Origin of the sequence: Sphingomonas sp. SORGH_AS_0879, assembly GCF_030819175.1 — a bacterium.
Classification (GTDB): domain Bacteria; phylum Pseudomonadota; class Alphaproteobacteria; order Sphingomonadales; family Sphingomonadaceae; genus Sphingomonas.
The window spans coordinates 3346911-3364216 of record NZ_JAUTBJ010000002.1 but is presented as its reverse complement, the minus strand read 5'-3'; the positions used below and the strand labels follow the sequence as shown (position 1 = coordinate 3364216).

The window sequence follows — 17306 nt, the reverse complement described above, 5'->3', positions numbered from 1 at the left end:
GCCCTTGGCTCAGGCGCTGCCCGACCGGCGATAGGCGCGGGGCGACATCCCGGCATGGCGGGTGAAGAAACGGGTGAAATAGGCCGGGTCGGCAAAGCCGATCGCAAAGCCGACCTCCGCTACCGACAGATTGGTATAGAGCAGCGCCCGCTTGGCATCGAGCATGGCGCGCTGGTCGAGCATCGCGGCAGGCGACTGGGCGGCGATCCGGGCGCAGGCGACGCGCAACCGGCTTTCGCTGGTGCCCAAGGCCTCGGCATGGATGGCGATCGGCTCGCGCAGGCGGAAGCGTTCGTCGATGCGGGCGCGGAAGCGGGCGACCAGGCTCTGATGGTGTCCGGGCGCGGCGCGGATGCTCCCCCGCATTCCGCCCGACGCGCGCAGCGTCTCGACCAGCACGGCGAGCAATGCCGCATCCACCGCCGCGCTATGCCCCGGCGCCGACCAGCCGAGTTCGCGCATCAGCGTCGCGATGCCCGCACCGATCGTGCCGGTCGCCGCCTCGTCCGGGTAGACCACGCCCACCCGGTCGAAGACCGCCGCCAGGCCCGGATAGCGGCTTTCGAGCTGCGCGAGATGGCGGACCGACAGGGTGACGACCGTGCCCGCCGACTCGTGAAGCCAGTCGAAGCCATGGACGATCCCGGCAGGCACGATCAGCAGCGCGGGGGCCGTCACCGCGAAATTCTCCCCCTCCGCCCGCATCGTGCCGCCACCCTGTTCCAGCAGGAAGAGCTGGATCAGGTCGGCATGGGCATGGGGCAGGATCGTCCATTCATGCGGGCGCGAACGATCGTCAAGCCGCTCGGCATGGACGAAGCCGTCCTCCACCGCGCGATGCGGTTCGCCATAGAGGTAGAAGCTGGGGATCGCTGCCACGGCCATCACCCATCGCTAACGCGGGGCAACCGGATCGTCCAATTTTTTGCGCGGCGCGTCCATCGTCTGCCAGCGCGGTTGGCGGCATGATCCGGGCATGACGGCGAGCAACGCCGGCTTCGAGAGGATGACATGAGGCACCGGACACAGGTGGCGATAATCGGCGCGGGACCGGCGGGCATGTTCCTGGCGCACCTGCTCCACGCCGAAGGGATCGACGCCGTCGTCATAGAGCGCCGCGACCGCGATTATGTCGAGGGACGGGTGCGTGCGGGGGTGCTGGAACAGGGCACCGTCGCGCTGATGCGGCGGCTGAACGTGTCGGCCCGGCTGGAGCGGGAGGGGCTGGTCCATGGCGGCACCAATGTCGCGCTCGATGGGCAGGTGTTCCGGATCGACATGGCGGCGCTGACCGGCGGTTCGACCGTCACCGTCTATGGCCAGCAGGAGGTGATGCGCGACCTGTTCGACGCGGCCGGGGAGCGCGGGCTGTCGATCGTCTGGAATGCCGAGGATGTGACGCTATCCGGTCTGGACGGCGATCGGCCGACCGTGATGTGGCGGCGCGAGGGGCTGGAGCGGCAACTGGACTGCGATTTCGTGGTCGGTTGCGACGGCTATCACGGCGTCAGCCGGGCGGCGATCCCGGCGCATGTCCTGAAAGTCTTCGAGCGGGTCTATCCGTTCGGCTGGCTGGGCGTGCTGGCCGATGTGCCGCCCGCCGATCACGAGCTGATCTACGCCAATCACGGACGCGGCTTCGCGCTCGCCTCGATGCGCTCGCCGACGCGCAGCCGTTATTATATCCAGTGTGCGCTGGACGAGGATCTGGCCGACTGGTCGGACGATCGCTTCTGGGACGAACTCTGCCTGCGCCTGGGGCCGGAGACGGCGGCGAAGGTGACGCGCGGCGCATCGTTTGAGAAGACGATCGCGCCGCTGCGGTCGTTCGTGGCCGAACCGATGCGCTGGGGGCGGCTGTTCCTGGCGGGGGACGCAGCGCACATCGTCCCGCCCACGGGGGCCAAGGGCATGAACCTGGCCGTGTCCGACGTGACCATGCTGGGCGCGGCGCTGACCGAGCATTATCGCGAGCGATCGAGTGCCGGGATCGACCATTATTCGGCGCGCGCGCTGGCGCGCGTGTGGAAGGCGGAGCGCTTTTCCTGGTGGTTCACCTCGGTGACCCACCGTTTCCCGACCATGGACGGCTTCGACCGGCGCATCCAGATGGCCGAACTCGACTATCTGCGCGGATCGCCCGCCGCGCAACGCACGCTCGCCGAAAATTATGTGGGCCTGCCCCTGGAGATGGCATGAAAAGCAAGATTTATCCCTCGCCCGCGGCCGCGCTCGACGGGCTGCTGTTCGACGGGATGACGATCATGTCGGGCGGTTTCGGCCTGTCGGGCAATCCCGAGAGCCTGATCCCGGAGGTCCGGGCGAGCGGGGTGAAGGGGCTGACCGTCATCTCGAACAATGCGGGAGCGGACGGCTTCGGCCTGTGGATGCTGCTGGAGAGCCGGCAGGTTCGTAAGATGATCTCCAGCTATGTCGGTGAGAACAAGCTGTTCGAGCAGCAATATCTGTCGGGCGAATTGGAACTGGAACTGAACCCCCAAGGCACGCTGGCCGAGCGCATCCGGGCGGGCGGCGCGGGCATCCCGGCCTTCTATACCAAGACCGGCGTCGGCACGGTGGTGGCCGAGGGCAAGCCGGTCGAGACGTTCGAGGGGCAGGATTATGTCCGCGAAACCTGGCTGCGCGCCGACCTGTCGATCATCAAGGCGTGGAAGGCCGATCCGGCGGGCAATCTGATGTTCCGCAAAACCGCGCGCAACTTCAACCCGAACATGGCTACCGCTGGCAAGGTGACGGTGGTGGAGGTCGAGGAGATCGTCGCAGCCGGGGAGATCGACCCGGATTGCGTCCACACGCCCGGCATCTTCGTCGATCGGATCGTGCGCTCGACGATCAACGAGAAGCGGATCGAGAAACTGACCACCCGCGCGCGGGAGGATGCGGCATGAGCTGGACCCGCGACGAAATGGCGGCACGCGCCGCGCGCGAACTTCGGGACGGCTTCTACGTCAACCTCGGCATCGGCATTCCGACCCTGGTCGCCAACCATGTGCCCGAGGGCGTCGACGTGACCTTGCAGTCCGAAAACGGCCTGCTCGGCATCGGGCCCTTCCCCCATGAGGGGGAGGCGGACCCCGACCTCATCAATGCGGGCAAGCAGACGGTCACGACGCTGCCGACCTCCAGCTTCTTTTCTTCCGCCGACAGCTTCGCGATGATCCGGGGCGGCCATATCGACATGGCGGTGCTCGGCGCGATGGAGGTGTCGGCGGGCGGCGACATCGCCAACTGGACGATCCCCGGCAAGATGGTGAAGGGCATGGGCGGCGCGATGGACCTGGTTGCGGGCGTCAAGCGCATCGTCGTCGTCATGGACCATGCCAGCAAGGCGGGCAGTCCGAAGATCCTGCCAGAATGCACCCTGCCGCTGACCGGCAAGGCCTGTGTGGACCTGATCGTCACCGACCTGTGCGTCATGGCCTGCGACAAGCCGGGCCTGCGGCTGATCGAACTGGCCCCCGGCGTCACGCTGGAGGAGGTGCGCGCCAAGACAAGCGCGCCGTTCACGGAGGAACTGGCATGATCCGCTATGTGCGCGAGGATGCGGGGGCTCCGCCGTCGCTGGTGGCCGATTACCGATCCACCTCGCTGCGGGCACCGCTCCAGCCGCCGCTGGCGATCCCGCAGACCCTGACCGAGACGACCGGGCCGGGGGGCTGCTGGGATCGGCTGATGGGCTCGGCACTGGCCGACCTGACGAAACAGCATCAGGGCGAACCGCTGGGGCAGCGGATCATCGTCACGGGCCGGGTGCTCGACGAGCAGGGCCGCGCGGTGCCCGATACGGTCATGGAAATCTGGCAGGCCAATGCCGCCGGGCGCTATATCCACGCCAAGGACCAGTGGGATGCGCCGCACGACCCGAACTTCACCGGTGCGGGCCGCGTGGTGACGGATGGCGAGGGGCGGTATCGCTTCGTCACCGTCCGGCCTGGGGCCTATCCATGGGGCAACCACAAGAATGCGTGGCGGCCCGCGCATATCCATCTGTCGCTGCTGGGGCCCGCCTTTGCGACGCGGCTGGTGACGCAGCTTTATTTCCCCGACGATCCGCTGATCGAGATCGATCCGATCGCGAACGCCGTGCCGATGCCATATCGTCAGCGACTGGTCGCAAGGCTCGCCATGGACGTGACCGAGCCCAATTGGGCGCTCGGCTATCGCTTCGACGTGGTGCTGAAGGGGCGCGAGCGGACGCCGTTCGAGGAGGATCATCATGACCATTGATCCCGCCAGCCGCCTCCCGGCGCCGCGCGTCGATAATCAGGACCCGGCGCTGTTCGGCCAGACGCCCAGCCAGACGGTCGGGCCGTTCTTCCATTATGGCCTGCCGTGGAAGGGCGGGGCGGACCTGGTCGGCCGGTCCGACATGGGCGCCCGGCCCGAATTGATGCCCGAGGCGCATTATGTCCTGAACCTGTCCTCTCCGACCGGCACGCCTCTGGGTGACGTGATCGAAATCACCGGGCGGGTGTTTGACGGGCAGGGCGCGGCCATTCCCGATGCGATGATCGAAATCTGGCAGGCCAATGCGGCGGGGCGCTATCGCAGCGTGAACGATTCGCGCGACGACGTGCCGCTCGACCCGCATTTCATCGGCTTCGGCCGCGCGGCGACCGATGAGGATGGGCGCTATCGCTTCCGTACGATCATGCCGGGGCGGGTGCCGGGGCCGGATGGCGGCCGGCAGGCACCGCATATCGCGCTGTCGGTCTTCGCGCGCGGTGTCGTCAAGCGGCTGGCGACGCGGCTCTATTTCGCCGGGAGTGCGGGATTGGAGAGCGATCCGGTGCTGGCGGCTCTCTCCCCCGAACGACGCGACACGTTGATCGCGCAGGCCGTGGGCGAGGGGGTGTGGGCGCTAGACCTCGTCCTGCAGGGCGCGCGCGAGACGGTGTTCTTCGACCTGTGAGCGATCTGCTTCGCCTTCGCCCCGCCGCCAGCCCCGCGATGATCGCGGTGTTCGACGACGCCGTGACCGTCGCCCATGCCCGTGCCTTCGAAGTCGCGTTGGCCCGCGCGCAGGCGGCGGAGAATGTGATCGCGCCGGACGTCGCCGAGGCTATCGCGACCGGCGTTGCATCCGCGCGGATCGAGCCCGCCGAACTGGCGGAAGAGGTGGCGCTGGCGGGTACGCTCGCCATTCCACTGGTGGCCCGGCTGCGCGGCGCGCTGGGCGACGAGGCGGTGTCGGCCCTGCACCGGGGCGCGACCAGCCAGGACGTCGCGGACAGCGTGCTGATGATGCAGGTGCGGGCCGCGCATCGCGTGCTGACCGCGGATGTGCAGCGGGTTGTCGCCGCCCTCACGCGCCATGCGCGGGACCATGCCAGGACCCCGGCGGTCGGTCGCACCTTGTTGCAGGATGCCCTGCCGGTCGCGTTCGGCCTGCGTCTGGCGCAGGCGGCGGCGGGGATCGCGGACGCGCTGGAACATCTGAACGATGCGGTTGCGCGGCATGCTGTCCTCCAGTTCGGCGGGGCGGCGGGCACCCGCGCAGGGATGGACGGGCGGGGCGCGGCGGTGGCCGCGCATATGGCAGCGGCGCTGGGTCTGGCGACGGCAGCGCCGTGGCACGCGCGACGGACCGGCGTGGTCGCGATCGGTGCGGGCGTGGGCATCCTGATCGGCGCACTCGGCAAGCTCGCCCGCGACGTGTCGCTGCTCGCCCAGAATGCGATCGGCGAGGCGCGGGAGCCGGGGATCGCGGGGCGGGGTGGGTCGTCGGCGATGGCGCACAAGCGCAATCCCACCGGATGCCAGGTCGCGCTGTCTGCCGCGACCCGTGCGCCGGGGCTGGTCGCCACGCTGTTGGCGGGCATGCCGCAGGAGCAGGAGCGCGGCCTTGGCGGCTGGCAGGCGGAAGGGCCGGTCCTGACCGACCTGTTCCTGCTCGCTTCGGGCAGCGCCGCCGCGATGGCGGTGGTCGCCGAGGGGCTGGAGATCGACGCGGCGGCGATCGCCCGCAACCGTGCCGCCGCCGATATGGGCGAGGATCTGGGCGAGAGCGCGGCGATCATCGCGGCGCTTCTGGATGATAAGGACTGACATGGCTTACACCCTTCGCGATGGCGTGCGCCTGCACTGGCGACTGGAGGGGGCGGCGGACCGGCCGGTGCTGGTCCTGCTCAATTCGATCGGGACCGATCTGTCGCTGTGGGATCGCACCGTCCCGCTGCTCCTGCCCGCCTTTCGGTTGCTGCGGATCGATACGCGCGGGGCGGGCGGATCGGATGCGCCGGAGGGCGATTACACGCTCGCCATGCTCGCGGACGATGTCGCCGCGATCATGGACGATGCCGGGGTGGCGCAGGCGGCGGTCGCGGGCGTGTCGCTAGGCGGGATGATCGCGATGCAATGCGCGCTGGATCACCCGGAGCGCGTGGCCGCGCTGGCACTGATCTGCACCTCCGCGACGATGGACCCCGCCGCCTGGACGACGCGGATCGACATGGTGCGCCAACAGGGGACCGCCGCCATCGCCGACATGGCGGTCGGACGCTTCCTGTCGCCCGGTTTCGCCGCGCGGCATCCCGAGATCGCGGACAGCTTGCGTGACGGTATCGCGCGACAGGCGGATGCGGGCTATGCGGGCGCGGGGGCGGCGATCCGTGACATGGCGCTGATCGACCGGATCGACGCCATCGCGGTGCCGACGCTGGTCGTGACCGCGATGCTCGATGTCTCGACCCCCTATGCCGGACATGGCGAGCATCTGGTCGCCACCATTCCCGCTGCCCGGCATGTCGGCGTCGACGGCGCGCATCTGCCCCCGATCGAGGCGCCCGCCGCGCTGGCGACGGCGCTGCGACGGTTCCTGACGAGGGACGAGGCGGTCGAAGCCGCTGCCGAAACGCTGCTCGAGGCGGGGCTTGCCAACCGCCGCCGCGTGCTGGGCGATGCCTGGGTCGAGCGCAGTCTGGCCAGGCGGACCCCCCTGACTGCCGATTTCCAGGCGATGATCACCCGCATCGCCTGGGGTGAAATCTGGGGGCGGCCGGGGCTCGACGACCGCACCCGCCGTCTGATCGTGCTGGCGATCACCTGCGCGTTGGGACGCTGGGAGGAGTTCGCGCTCCACGTTCGTGCTGGGCTGACCCAGGGCGGCTTTACGCGGGACGAACTCAAGGAAGTGCTGATGCAGACCACCATCTATGCGGGGGTTCCCGCCGCGAACACCGGCTTTGCCGAAGCGCAGACGATCATCGACACGCTGGACCAGGACGCCTGATGACCGACGCCTATATCTGCGACGCGATCCGCACTCCCATCGGCAAGCTCAACGGCGCGCTGGCGAGCGTGCGCGCCGACGACCTCGCCGCCATCCCCTTGCGCGCGCTGATGGAGCGCAACCGCCATGTCGACTGGCGGGCGGTGGACGATGTCCTGCTCGGCTGCGCGAACCAGGCGGGTGAGGACAATCGCAACGTCGCGCGCATGGCGGCGTTACTCGCCGGACTTCCCGAAGCGGTGCCGGGCGCTACCATCAACCGGCTGTGCGGATCGGGCCTCCATGCGGTGGGCAGCGCGGCACAGGCGATCCGCAGCGGTGATGCCGAACTGATGATCGCGGGCGGGGTCGAGAGCATGACGCGCGCGCCCTATGTGATGGGCAAGGCTGCCAGTTCCTTCGACCGGGGCCAGCAGATCGAGGATACGACGCTGGGCTGGCGCTTCATCAACCCGGCGATGCGGGCCGCCCATGGCGTCGATACCATGCCGCAGACCGCCGAGAATGTCGCCGACCAGTGGCATGTCGGACGCGAGGAGCAGGACGCTTTCGCGCTGGCCAGCCAGCAGAAGGCGGCCGCGGCGATCGACAGCGGGCGGCTGACCGTCGAGATCGTCCCCGTCTCCATTCCCCAACGCAAGGGTGAACCGGTCCTGTTCGACCGCGACGAGCATCCCCGCGCGACCAGCCTGGAGGCGCTGGCGAAGCTGAAACCGGTGGTGCGCGCGGACGGCACCGTGACCGCCGGGAACGCCTCGGGCCTCAACGACGGCGCGGCGGCGATGCTGGTGGCGAGCGAGGGCGCGGCGGCCCGCCATGGCCTGACCCCGCGTGCGCGCGTGCTGGGCATGGCCTCGGCGGGGATCGCGCCGCGCATCATGGGCGCGGGGCCGATCGAGGCGGCGCGCAAGCTCTGCCGGATCACCGGGCTGACGCTCGACCGGATCGACGTGATCGAACTCAACGAAGCCTTTGCCGCACAGGCGATTGCTACCCTGCGCGATCTGGATATCGCGGCCGACGATCCCAGGGTGAACCGCAACGGCGGCGCCATCGCCTTCGGTCATCCGCTCGGCATGTCGGGCGCGCGGATCGCGATGACGGCGGTCGAGGAACTGCACCGCACGCGCGGCCGCTATGCCATGGCGTTCATGTGCATCGGCGTGGGGCAGGGGATCGCACTGATGCTGGAGCGGGTATGAAGAGCGCCTTAATCTATGTGAGAGCCAAACCGATAATTAAGGACTGTCCTGAACGGGGATGCAGCTGTTGTTGCAGCTCTACATGACTGGATCGCAACCCGGGCTTATCCGCTATATTTTCCGCATCATCCGCGTGGTTCGATCTCACCCCACTTCTGGATCGGCAGAAGGCTTCACGACGCTGATACGGCAGAGTATTAATTATCGGTTGGGCTTTGTGGAGGAGGAAATTTAGGCGCAACAACGCAAACCGGCGGCCGGGCCGCCAATTTGCTGGTGCGTGCACTCGTTCAGTGGCGATCGAGCGCGGTGTCCTCCAGCCGCACGCGGCTTCCGGAAGGCGGGAGGGGGTACTTGTCGGCGCCGTGCCGATGCCGGACACTATGAGGCATGACCGGTCCTGGCCTGCCCGACGAACACCCTGTCTTCGCGCATCATGTGCGCGCGCTCCTGGCGCGTCAAGCGCAGGCCGACCGGGATCTGGTGGGGGCGTCGTACCGTCGGGGACGAAATCACCAGCCCGAGGCGGAGCCGGGACAATCGCCGGCCCGTCGCAAGACGGATGCACTGGCCAAGGCGGTCGGTATCGACTTCCACCAGTCCAGTCCGATCCGGCGGGGTGGCCGTCAGACGGGCGGCGGGCGGGTGCCGCACTTCGACATGAAGCCGGTGGGTAAGACCCACGTACCGACGAGCGGAGACGGAAAGGTTCACCACCGCTTCAAGGCCAAGGCCAAGGAGGGCGAGCATTTCGACTATCTGCGGGACGGCGCGAAGGTCACGATCATCAGCCATCTCGACTATATCCGGCGCGATCAGGCGGTGGCGGATCTGGCCGAGAACCTCGTCATCGACATGATCGACGAGCAGGTGATCCGGGCCGGGATGAACGCCCGGGCGATCGTATCCAACATCCCCGGCAGCCCTGAGCGCCAGCGGTCGTTGTTCGTTGCGGCCGAGCAGAGCGAACGCACGCCCAAGCTCCACCATCTCACCGCCTCGACCGCCGATGTCGGGCGATATGACCGGGTGGCAGGATTTGCGACAACCCCGTCCTGGCTGCGTGACATGAGCCGCAGACTGAAGGCTGCGCGACGGGAAGCTGAAGCCAAGGCGGCGGCTGAGGGACGCCCCTTCAAGGACCGGCAGGTCATCGTCGCGGATGTCACGCCCGAGGAGGCGTTCGACCGGCTGACCTGGTGTGATCAACATCCGAACTTCCCCGCGCCGCAATGGCGGCAGGGGCGCACGGGCCGCAGTCACTATCGCTTCGTGCAGGAACTGCCCGCCGACGCCAAGCCAGAGCAGCATGGCCAAATCCTCCGCAACATCGTCGCCATGCTCGCGTCGGATGGCTGGATGGCGGTCGGGGTGATCCACCAGCCCGATCAACACGGCGACAAGCGCAACTTCCACATCCATGTCGATGCCTATGACCGCCCGGCGAAGTGGCTGGACGAGGAGGGCCAGTGGGATTTCGAGGTGATCGAGCGCAAAAACGGCAAGAACACCCGGCCCTACCGCCAGAACAAGGTCAGCTACCGCGCGGAGCCGGGCAACAACGGAAAGCGTGCCAAGGTCGACACCGCCGAGCTCATGCGCGGGCGCCTCATCGACATCGTCAACGCGGTCATGGGCGAGGAGCGCTACCTCCACGGCACCTATGAGGAAAACGGCATCGCCCTGACCCCGCTCGAGCATATGGGCAATCGCGCGACCGGTCACGAGCGGCGTGGGGTCGCGACGGAGGTCGGCACCCGCAACGCGCGGCAGATCGTGAGCGATGAGCTTGCCGCCTGCGAGAAGAAGGCGGCTGCTGCGACCGAAGTGCTGGCAAGGGACATGACGCTGATCCTGCCGTCGATCGGTGACCAGCCTGACGCGGTTGCCGCCGCCCGGCGGTATGAGCGATTGTCCCGCCGACTGATCCAGCGCCGCCATGACATGGACGTCGCCGATGTCGTGGTGGCGGCATCGCGATCACGGGCGGAAGCGGTGATCGCAACGCTGGAGCCGGAGCCCGGCCGCAGGACCAAGCCGCGCGCTGGCGATCGTGCGCTGTTGGAGGCGGCGCGCGCGCATCTCGACTGGGTGGCGCAGCATTCACCCTCCGACGACGAGCGTGTGGCCGAACGGCAGCGGCTCGCCAGGATCGAAGCGCAGGCTGGTGCTGCATGGGATGAGGTTGCGGCGGCAATTGTCAGGGAGAAACAATGCAACCCTGCGATCACCTATGTTCCGACGCGGTTGGCACCCTCGCCGACGATGCCGCATCCAGATTACCAAGAACGGGTGCGTGGGCGTCTTCGACGCTGGCTGGCGCGTGACGGACGCGATGAGGGGCGGCTGGTTTTTGTTGGCGACACCGTGCGCCTGGCACCGGATCAGCCGAAGGCGGTCGACCGGCTGCTGCGGCTGTACGCTGGCGAGCAGGAATTCCAGAATTGGATGGTCAGCGAACGGGAGCGGCGGGCCGATCAAGCCGCGGCTGATGCCAAGCGGCAGCGCGACAAGCAGGCAGCGCTGCAACGCGCCGAGGTGGCCCGTCGCGAGCAACAAGCCGCGAAGGCGGAAGCGGACGACCTGGTCAGAACGATGTCGCCGCCGGAGGTTCGTGCGCGGCCAGAACCCGTCGCTGCCGACATGCCAGCTGCCCAGCCTGCGGGCAGGCCGCCCGTGCCGGAAAGGACATCGCCACCCGAAGCTGTTCCCCCCGCTTCTGTCGATTACCCCGCTACCCAGCCCGTCAATCGACGACCGCCTGATCCGCCCGTTGTGACCAGGGTCGATCCACAGCGAGAGAAGGAGGGCGAGCGGCAGGTGCCGCCCGGGCCCGCCCCGCGAGGCAGGCCGAAGGACCCTCCGCCCCATATCCGGAGCAAGGGGCCGGACGATATAGCGCCGCCACAGCGTCCGATGGATCGCGGTTCAGAAAGATAATGACGGATTTCGGGCCGCCCCGATCGATGCGATCGGCCAGAAGGAAGGAGGGGAATAGCCTGTCGGCTGCACCATGATGGTGAAATGGACCTGAAGGCGACGCGAGCAGCCCCGCGCCGCCGGACTGGAAATGATATGAAGACCAAGACGAACGTTGTGCCCGGCTGGCTGAGCCCGAGCGCGGTGATGGACACGCTGTTCGACGTGCGCGAGCCCGGATGCGAGGAACTGGGCTATGCCCTGCTACGCCCCCGCGCGAAGCAGAAGGCGAACAGCGCGACCGCACTGATCCGCGCGAAGATGGCACCCGTCGAGCCGACCAGCACCGCGCGCACGACCGCCTGCGGCATCCCGGTGACCGCCCGCCAGCACCGGCTCGTGCTCGCCCGGGGTGTCGGGGACATGGCGTTGGCGCCGCTGCTCGACGAGTATGATTGTGCCGTCCGCCCGCATCAGCGCCTGCTCGCCGGTGTGCTGACGATGCGCGGTGCCGTGACCCAGCCGATCCACGACCTGTTCGACATGGCGACCAGTTACGCCGCGATCCATCTCGCTTGCGGCCGGTCCCTGACCAGCGTGGTTGTGGCCCATGCCCCCGGAGATGAATTGAGCCGCGCGCTGCCGCACGTTCATATCTGCATGCTGGCGCGTCAGCACACGCCGAGCGGCTGGGCCGCGGAGCATCCCGATCTCGTCGATACGACGCACCGCATGTGGGCGGACGAATGGCACGCCTTCCGTGCCGGATGGGAGCAAATGGTCGCCGCTTGAGCAGGTGACGGGGCGGCGACGGCCGCCCCGTTCGATCGTCAGAACGCGGCCCGGTCTGTCTTGGGCGCCCGCGCCAGTACGGCTGCCTCGAACGCTTGGCTAAGGCGGCGATCGGCATCGGTGCCCGCTTCCAGGATGATGGAATTGGCGCCCATGGCGGTGCTGCCCCGCAGCGTCGGCCACGCCGTATCGAGCTCGCCGCCAGTATAGGTCATGCCGCAGATCTTCACCGCCTGCGGTGCGCACCAATGCCAGCTAAGCCCCTGATCTTTCACCGCATCGGGCTTGCCGTATTTGGCGGTGAGCTGTGCCTTCATCGCGGCATCGCCCATCGCGGTACCCGGGATGGTCACCTCGACGCGCGACACGCTGTCGCCGCCGGCGATTTGGGCGAACTGGATGTCGGCGCGCTCCTGGTGTGGCCCCATGGCGATGATTTCGGCGATCCCGGCATAGGTCGGATTGGGTGCCGCCGCACCCTTGCGGTTCGCCACTTCCACCGCGACGCGCTGCGCGAAGGATTCGGTCTTGCGCGTCTCGGTCACCTTGTACCCGGCCTGCTGCAACGCCGCCTTCACCTGCTGCGGCGTGTCGCCGAGCCGAATGCCGGCCACGTCCATGGTTGCCGGATCGGCGGCATGGGCGGGTGCGGCGAAGGTGAGCAGTCCGGCTGCAACCGCTGCGAATATTATTCGGTCATACATAGTCATGTCCTTGTGGTGATGCTGGATCAGCGGAGGGTCAGGCTGGGAAAGCCGGCGGTGTCCTGCGCGCCGGCGACGTGCCCGGCATCGAAGGCATGGGCGACGCCGAGCCGCAGCGAGGAGGTGGGCGACAGCGCGGCCGACCAGCCAAGCTCGACGTCCATCTCGCGTGCGGTCGGTGTCAGGTCGACGCTGGTCAGGCGAGTGGCGAGCACGCCGGTCATCAGGTCATAGGCGACTGGCGCCTCGACGACCGCACGGGCGTGTTCGAGCCGAAGCGGCGAGGACAGCCCGAGCGTCATCGTGCCGCCGCCAAGACGATACGCCGCGTCGAGCGCGAAGGCGGTGCCGGTCATCGGGCCGGTGAAGCGCAGCAGGTCCGATCCGCCGGCGACCTGAGTGGTGGCGGCCGTGGCCCGTGCCGACAGCAACACGCCTGCAATGCTGCGGCTAGCCGTCAGGGTGGCCAGCGTCGTCCGGCTGCCCGAGAGGGCCAAGCCAGCGGGGGCGCGTAGCCCCAGCACCTGTCCGCGTTCGGTCAGGTCCGACAGCTCAACCCCAAGCCCCATCGGCGTCGCGAAGGTGACACTGCGCAAAGCAGAGCGGCCGTCGCGTGATGCGCCGGAAGCAAAGCCTGCCGACCAACCGTTGCCGCTCCACGATGACGAGGTGCCAACCGGTGCTGCAACGACACCGCGCAAGGCAGAGCCGGCGATGCCCGCGCCTTGCCCGATCGCGACATTGGCGCTGAAACTGACGGTTTGGCCGGCGGCAGGCGAGAAGGCGAAGGTGGCCGGGCGGCTGGACCGCGCCGCAGCCCATGGCCCGGTGGTAGCGGAGGCGAAGCCGAGCTTCGCGTCGCTGGCACTCGTGGCGAGCCACGGCGGGTCCATCGTCCCCAGCATCGCACCCGCCAGCAACCCCGATCTCTGGCTGCGTGGTGCGGGGGTGCCAGTCATGGTGAAGTCACGGCCATAGCGGTCGACAACCGTCATCCGGGTCACGGCGTCCGACAACTGCCCGCCGCTGCCGAACGGGCCCGACAGGCTAAGCGAGGAGTAGCGTGCCAGCACCATGTCGGCGGCGGCAAAGGCGCTGGCGGGCGCCTGTGCCTTCATCGCCGCCTCGACGTTGAGCAAACCGGCGCCGAAGATCTGGTCTGCACCCTTGTCGCCGAGGTCGGTCGCGGTATCGAGCAGGATGCGCGAGATCGCCTTGCCGCCGAGTTGCGGCCAGTATTGCTTGAGCAGCGCGGCGGCCCCGGCGATCGCGGGGGCGGCGAAGCTGTTGCCGGTGACGGTGGTCAGTTGCCCGTCCTTGCCGACGACGCTGACGTCCGTCGCAACCACCGCCAGCGTGCGGTCGGCAAGATCGCCAGGCAGGCCGTTGCCACTCGGCGGGCGGAGCGAGCCGTCGACCCGGAGGCCGAACAGGAAACTGTCCTTGTTCTCCAGATTGCCACCGACCAGGTTGCGGGTGATCGTCCCAGGGGCGCCGCTTTTGTCGTCGACGAAGTTGGAGACGGATTGCACGAGCAGCCGGTCGGCCTTGACGACGCCGTCCATCGCCGCACGTTGCTCGGCGGCGGTCTGACCAGCCGCCTCGCCGTTCAGGCTCAGCGAGATCACGAACGCGCCTTTCTCCACCGCATAGGTGATGGCGGGGGCGATGTTGGCGGCGTTCGCGCCGCTACCTTCCTTGATAACCGATGTCGCGGTGACGCCCTCGAGATCGGGCGCTACGATCTTGAGGGCGAGCAGCGTCGCGTCATAGGCGACGCCTTGCACCCCCGTGCCATTTTTCGCGGCGAGCGCGACCGAGGCGACCTCGGTGCCATGGCCCTGCACATCGTCGAGCGGGAAGGTCACCGTCTCCGGCGCACAGGTGGCGCAACGCGCGATTTTGCTTTCGAACGTCTTGCTGTCGGGCGAGATGCGGCCGGCGAACTCGGCGCTGCTGGTGGCGATGCCGGTGTCGATGACCGCGATGGTCACGCCCTTGCCGGTGATGCCTTTGTCATAGGCGTAGGCGGCCTTCGCACTGACCACCGCGGCAGACGCCTTGTACTCGGCGCTATCCGCCGAACTGGTCGGCGTGGGAGACGGCGTCGGTGTCGGGCTGGGCGCCGGCGTGGGTCCAGGCGTCGGGATCGACCCGGACGAATTAACGCCTCCGCCGCCACAGGCCGCAAGCAGCATGGCTGCCGATATCACCGATGTCGTTTGAAACGCTTTCCGCCACTGGCGGCTGTGTCCCGCAACCATACGCACCCCCGTGTCGGGCGATGCTTGGCTTCCCCAGCCGGCGGCACCGCCCCGTGAAACGAGGCGATGCCGGCCCGAAAGCCGGAAGTTGAGAACTCGCGATTAGACGAGCGCGCACGCCTTTAGATTCCCGGAGGAACCCTGGACATACGCGTGCGCCTCCCGGCTGAAACTCGTTCGGGCCGGGCATTCGGCTACTAATCGCGAGGTTCTCACGCCTCGGTCCGCCTGCTGACGAACGTGGCTAGTGTAGGCCGAACCCGTTAACGAACCAAGTCCCGCCTTGCAGGAATGACGTTCGGGCTGCTGCAACATGCGGCAGGTTGAGCCAGTTCTGACAGTGCGATTTGGCGTATTTTGAGACTCTTACCTTCTCCGGCAGCGACAATCTGCTGGAGAAAAGAAAATGAAGCGCCGCCGCTTCCCCGTCATCTTTCGCGTGAGCGTGATCCTGCTGCTGACCGCCCTGATCGCCGGACAATGGTGGCAACGCCAAGCCGCTGGCAGCATCGCCGGCTGGGTGCCAGCCATGGCCGAGGTGTATTGCCCCGCCGCGGCAATCTATCGTTCCGGCACCATCGCGGATAGCGCGCGAACCCTCGATGGCTGGGCCTATGCCGTCATCGGCAACGCTCTTTTCCGCGATGGCCGCGACCGCTGCCGCGCGAAGAGGGGACAATCGGCCGGGGCCGAGCGAGGCCCTGAAGAGAAATGAAAATCGAAGGGGCCTGATCCGGACCAGCCGGTCCGGGGATCACGCTGTTGCGCAGGTACCCCCATGCATTCGACCCTAAATGATACGCTGCCGACGACCTCGGTCGCGCTCCTCAACTATGTTCTGACCGCACTCGCTCCCGACGAGCCGTACCCCTATGCGGGCAACACCGGCCTGCCGGGGGGCGTGGAGTCTCTCGAGAACAACCTGATCGTCGTGGCGACCCCGGTCGCCGAGCGTCTCTATGACGACGCGGTGATGCGGTGTGCCGCGTCCCGCAAGCGCGACGTGGTGCTGATAAGGCACGGCTTCCACCCCGAAATCCTCGAACCTGTGCGGGCCGATGTCGCGCTGCACTCGGTCACCGGACCGATCCTGGTGCCGGATTTGAGCTTCTACCGCGATGCCGATGGCGGCCTGCACCTCGTGCCGGCGCGTCCGGACCTCTTCGTCGGGATCACCCGGCACGGGTTGGAGGTGTCGATGCCCGCTCCTTGGAACAGCGGGTGGGAGCGGGTGACCGGGCTCGAGCGCGCCGCCGCCGAGATCGTCCGCGCCTGCCGGCGGACAGAATAGGGTTGAGATCAGCGAAGACGAGAATGGGCCCCCGGAAATGGGGGATGAAACAAGGAGATATCCAGATGAACACCCCGAATTTCGAAGCCGCCGTCACCCGCGCCGTCGTCAAGCTGCTGCTCGGTGCCCGCAAGCTCAAGCCTGGCGTCGCCATCACCGGTGGCGATCCGCTCGAGATCGAGGACAAGATCAAGATGGGCCGTCACGCGGTCGAGACCGACGCCGACGTCCTGCACCTCGAATATCGCGACCGTCCGAACCCGGCGCTGACCGGCATCGCCCTGTTCCTGCCGCGGGGTGGCCGCTGCCACATCCAGAGCGGCTGCCGCCTGTGGCTGTCAAAGGCGGGCAACCGCGGGCTGATCCTGCCACAGGCCCATGTGCGCGGGCACTTCCGGCTCGCGCCGCGCGAAATCGTTCACGTCGATAGCAAGCCCGCCGAGGATCTGAGCGACGGCATCGAACGCGCCAGCGCGTGGCTGACCAGGCAGGTCATGCGGCCGGGCGTGCAGTATGACGACGCGCAATGCACGCTGTGGGCGCAGGCCGCCTGACGGATCGGAGCGAGGTCTATCACCCTATACGGACGAGCCAGCCAATTCGGACACCTGCCAATAAGTTTGTCACCTGCATGTCCGAATATGCTGTCCTGCTCGTATAGGGTATGAGGAGGCGGCCATCATGTTCAAGGCGTTGTTCTTTATATTGCTCGGCGTCTAAGCTGGCATCGGGGCGGCCTGCTTTGGGACAAAGCCGCCGTTCTTGGTCCGGCCTCGAAAAGGCAGGTTTCGGATAAGCCGGTCGTCAACGGATTCGGATTCGTCAGGCTAACACGTTTGGTCGACTGCTGATTGTGCCGATACATGTTGAAGCGCAAGATGT

The 17306-nt window shown here is 67.7% G+C and carries 17 protein-coding genes; 14 read left to right on the top strand and 3 right to left on the bottom strand.

Annotated features, from left to right (window positions below; genetic code table 11):
• Window positions 1–9: 9 nt before the first annotated feature.
• Window positions 10–885: a helix-turn-helix domain-containing protein gene (locus QE379_RS15935; protein ID WP_307001998.1), complete on the bottom strand. Its 876-nt coding sequence runs from the start codon at window positions 883–885 to the stop codon at window positions 10–12.
• Window positions 886–1011: 126 nt separating this feature from the next.
• Here QE379_RS15935 and pobA point away from each other — a divergent pair, with 126 nt between their 5' ends.
• From pobA to QE379_RS15880, 11 genes are all read left to right on the top strand, one after another.
• Entirely contained in the window at window positions 1012–2199 is a 1188-nt protein-coding gene (pobA, locus tag QE379_RS15930; protein WP_307001997.1) for a 4-hydroxybenzoate 3-monooxygenase, read from the top strand.
• Window positions 2196–2909 (top strand): CoA transferase subunit A, encoded by a 714-nt coding sequence (locus tag QE379_RS15925; RefSeq protein ID WP_307001996.1) that lies wholly within the window; start codon window positions 2196–2198, stop codon window positions 2907–2909. Before pobA ends, QE379_RS15925 begins: the two co-directional genes overlap by 4 nt.
• Window positions 2906–3544, top strand: coding sequence for a 3-oxoacid CoA-transferase subunit B (locus QE379_RS15920; RefSeq protein WP_307001995.1), 639 nt, complete (start codon window positions 2906–2908; stop codon window positions 3542–3544). The genes QE379_RS15925 and QE379_RS15920 overlap by 4 nt, the downstream gene beginning before the upstream one ends.
• Window positions 3541–4248, top strand: coding sequence for a protocatechuate 3,4-dioxygenase subunit beta (gene pcaH / locus QE379_RS15915; protein WP_307001994.1), 708 nt, complete (start codon window positions 3541–3543; stop codon window positions 4246–4248). Before QE379_RS15920 ends, pcaH begins: the two co-directional genes overlap by 4 nt.
• Window positions 4238–4933: a protocatechuate 3,4-dioxygenase subunit alpha gene (pcaG, locus tag QE379_RS15910; RefSeq protein WP_307001993.1), complete on the top strand. Its 696-nt coding sequence runs from the start codon at window positions 4238–4240 to the stop codon at window positions 4931–4933. The genes pcaH and pcaG overlap by 11 nt, the downstream gene beginning before the upstream one ends.
• Window positions 4930–6069 carry a lyase family protein gene (locus QE379_RS15905; RefSeq protein WP_307001992.1) on the top strand — a complete coding sequence of 380 codons (1140 nt, stop codon included), beginning with the start codon at window positions 4930–4932 and terminating at the stop codon, window positions 6067–6069. The genes pcaG and QE379_RS15905 overlap by 4 nt, the downstream gene beginning before the upstream one ends.
• A 1-nt stretch (window position 6070) precedes the next feature.
• Window positions 6071–7252 carry a 3-oxoadipate enol-lactonase gene (gene pcaD, locus QE379_RS15900; RefSeq protein ID WP_307001991.1) on the top strand — a complete coding sequence of 394 codons (1182 nt, stop codon included), beginning with the start codon at window positions 6071–6073 and terminating at the stop codon, window positions 7250–7252.
• Window positions 7252–8454, top strand: a complete 1203-nt coding sequence (gene pcaF / locus QE379_RS15895; protein ID WP_307001990.1) for a 3-oxoadipyl-CoA thiolase — start codon at window positions 7252–7254, stop codon at window positions 8452–8454. Before pcaD ends, pcaF begins: the two co-directional genes overlap by 1 nt.
• A 58-nt stretch (window positions 8455–8512) precedes the next feature.
• Entirely contained in the window at window positions 8513–8689 is a 177-nt protein-coding gene (locus QE379_RS15890) for a hypothetical protein (protein WP_307001988.1), read from the top strand.
• Between the two features lie 155 nt (window positions 8690–8844).
• Window positions 8845–11394 (top strand): MobA/MobL family protein, encoded by a 2550-nt coding sequence (locus QE379_RS15885; RefSeq protein ID WP_307001986.1) that lies wholly within the window; start codon window positions 8845–8847, stop codon window positions 11392–11394.
• Between the two features lie 135 nt (window positions 11395–11529).
• Window positions 11530–12165 carry a hypothetical protein gene (locus QE379_RS15880; RefSeq protein ID WP_307001642.1) on the top strand — a complete coding sequence of 212 codons (636 nt, stop codon included), beginning with the start codon at window positions 11530–11532 and terminating at the stop codon, window positions 12163–12165.
• 38 nt (window positions 12166–12203) lie between these two features.
• On the opposite strand, the gene QE379_RS15875 is transcribed toward QE379_RS15880, so the two are convergent.
• Together QE379_RS15875 and QE379_RS15870 are read right to left on the bottom strand one after the other, a co-directional pair.
• A complete protein-coding gene (locus QE379_RS15875; protein WP_307001641.1) occupies window positions 12204–12875 on the bottom strand; it encodes a hypothetical protein in 672 nt (223 codons plus the stop codon).
• A gap of 20 nt (window positions 12876–12895) precedes the next feature.
• Window positions 12896–14917: a S8 family serine peptidase gene (locus QE379_RS15870; RefSeq protein WP_307001985.1), complete on the bottom strand. Its 2022-nt coding sequence runs from the start codon at window positions 14915–14917 to the stop codon at window positions 12896–12898.
• A 622-nt stretch (window positions 14918–15539) separates the two neighbouring features.
• Between QE379_RS15870 and QE379_RS15865 the strand changes: the two genes are divergently transcribed.
• From QE379_RS15865 to QE379_RS15855, 3 genes are all read left to right on the top strand, one after another.
• Entirely contained in the window at window positions 15540–15848 is a 309-nt protein-coding gene (locus QE379_RS15865; protein WP_307001984.1) for a hypothetical protein, read from the top strand.
• A 63-nt stretch (window positions 15849–15911) separates the two neighbouring features.
• Window positions 15912–16424: a hypothetical protein gene (locus QE379_RS15860; RefSeq protein ID WP_307001979.1), complete on the top strand. Its 513-nt coding sequence runs from the start codon at window positions 15912–15914 to the stop codon at window positions 16422–16424.
• A 65-nt stretch (window positions 16425–16489) separates the two neighbouring features.
• On the top strand, window positions 16490–16978 hold the full coding sequence (locus tag QE379_RS15855; protein ID WP_307001976.1) for a hypothetical protein: 489 nt from the start codon (window positions 16490–16492) through the stop codon (window positions 16976–16978).
• Window positions 16979–17306: the final 328 nt, after the last annotated feature.

What these genes read in the sequence shown, in the direction of transcription:
- QE379_RS15885 (WP_307001986.1), top strand. Translation starts at nt 8,845, where the DNA reads ATGACCGGTCCTGGCCTGCCCGACGAACACCCTGTCTTCGCGCATCAT.
- QE379_RS15875 (WP_307001641.1), bottom strand. Translation starts at nt 12,875, where the DNA reads ATGACTATGTATGACCGAATAATATTCGCAGCGGTTGCAGCCGGACTG.
- pcaF (WP_307001990.1), top strand. Translation starts at nt 7,252, where the DNA reads ATGACCGACGCCTATATCTGCGACGCGATCCGCACTCCCATCGGCAAG.
- pobA (WP_307001997.1), top strand. Translation starts at nt 1,012, where the DNA reads ATGAGGCACCGGACACAGGTGGCGATAATCGGCGCGGGACCGGCGGGC.
- pcaG (WP_307001993.1), top strand. Translation starts at nt 4,238, where the DNA reads ATGACCATTGATCCCGCCAGCCGCCTCCCGGCGCCGCGCGTCGATAAT.
- QE379_RS15855 (WP_307001976.1), top strand. Translation starts at nt 16,490, where the DNA reads ATGAACACCCCGAATTTCGAAGCCGCCGTCACCCGCGCCGTCGTCAAG.
- pcaH (WP_307001994.1), top strand. Translation starts at nt 3,541, where the DNA reads ATGATCCGCTATGTGCGCGAGGATGCGGGGGCTCCGCCGTCGCTGGTG.
- QE379_RS15865 (WP_307001984.1), top strand. Translation starts at nt 15,540, where the DNA reads ATGAAGCGCCGCCGCTTCCCCGTCATCTTTCGCGTGAGCGTGATCCTG.
- pcaD (WP_307001991.1), top strand. Translation starts at nt 6,071, where the DNA reads ATGGCTTACACCCTTCGCGATGGCGTGCGCCTGCACTGGCGACTGGAG.
- QE379_RS15935 (WP_307001998.1), bottom strand. Translation starts at nt 885, where the DNA reads ATGGCCGTGGCAGCGATCCCCAGCTTCTACCTCTATGGCGAACCGCAT.
- QE379_RS15920 (WP_307001995.1), top strand. Translation starts at nt 2,906, where the DNA reads ATGAGCTGGACCCGCGACGAAATGGCGGCACGCGCCGCGCGCGAACTT.
- QE379_RS15925 (WP_307001996.1), top strand. Translation starts at nt 2,196, where the DNA reads ATGAAAAGCAAGATTTATCCCTCGCCCGCGGCCGCGCTCGACGGGCTG.
- QE379_RS15890 (WP_307001988.1), top strand. Translation starts at nt 8,513, where the DNA reads ATGCAGCTGTTGTTGCAGCTCTACATGACTGGATCGCAACCCGGGCTT.
- QE379_RS15860 (WP_307001979.1), top strand. Translation starts at nt 15,912, where the DNA reads ATGCATTCGACCCTAAATGATACGCTGCCGACGACCTCGGTCGCGCTC.
- QE379_RS15880 (WP_307001642.1), top strand. Translation starts at nt 11,530, where the DNA reads ATGAAGACCAAGACGAACGTTGTGCCCGGCTGGCTGAGCCCGAGCGCG.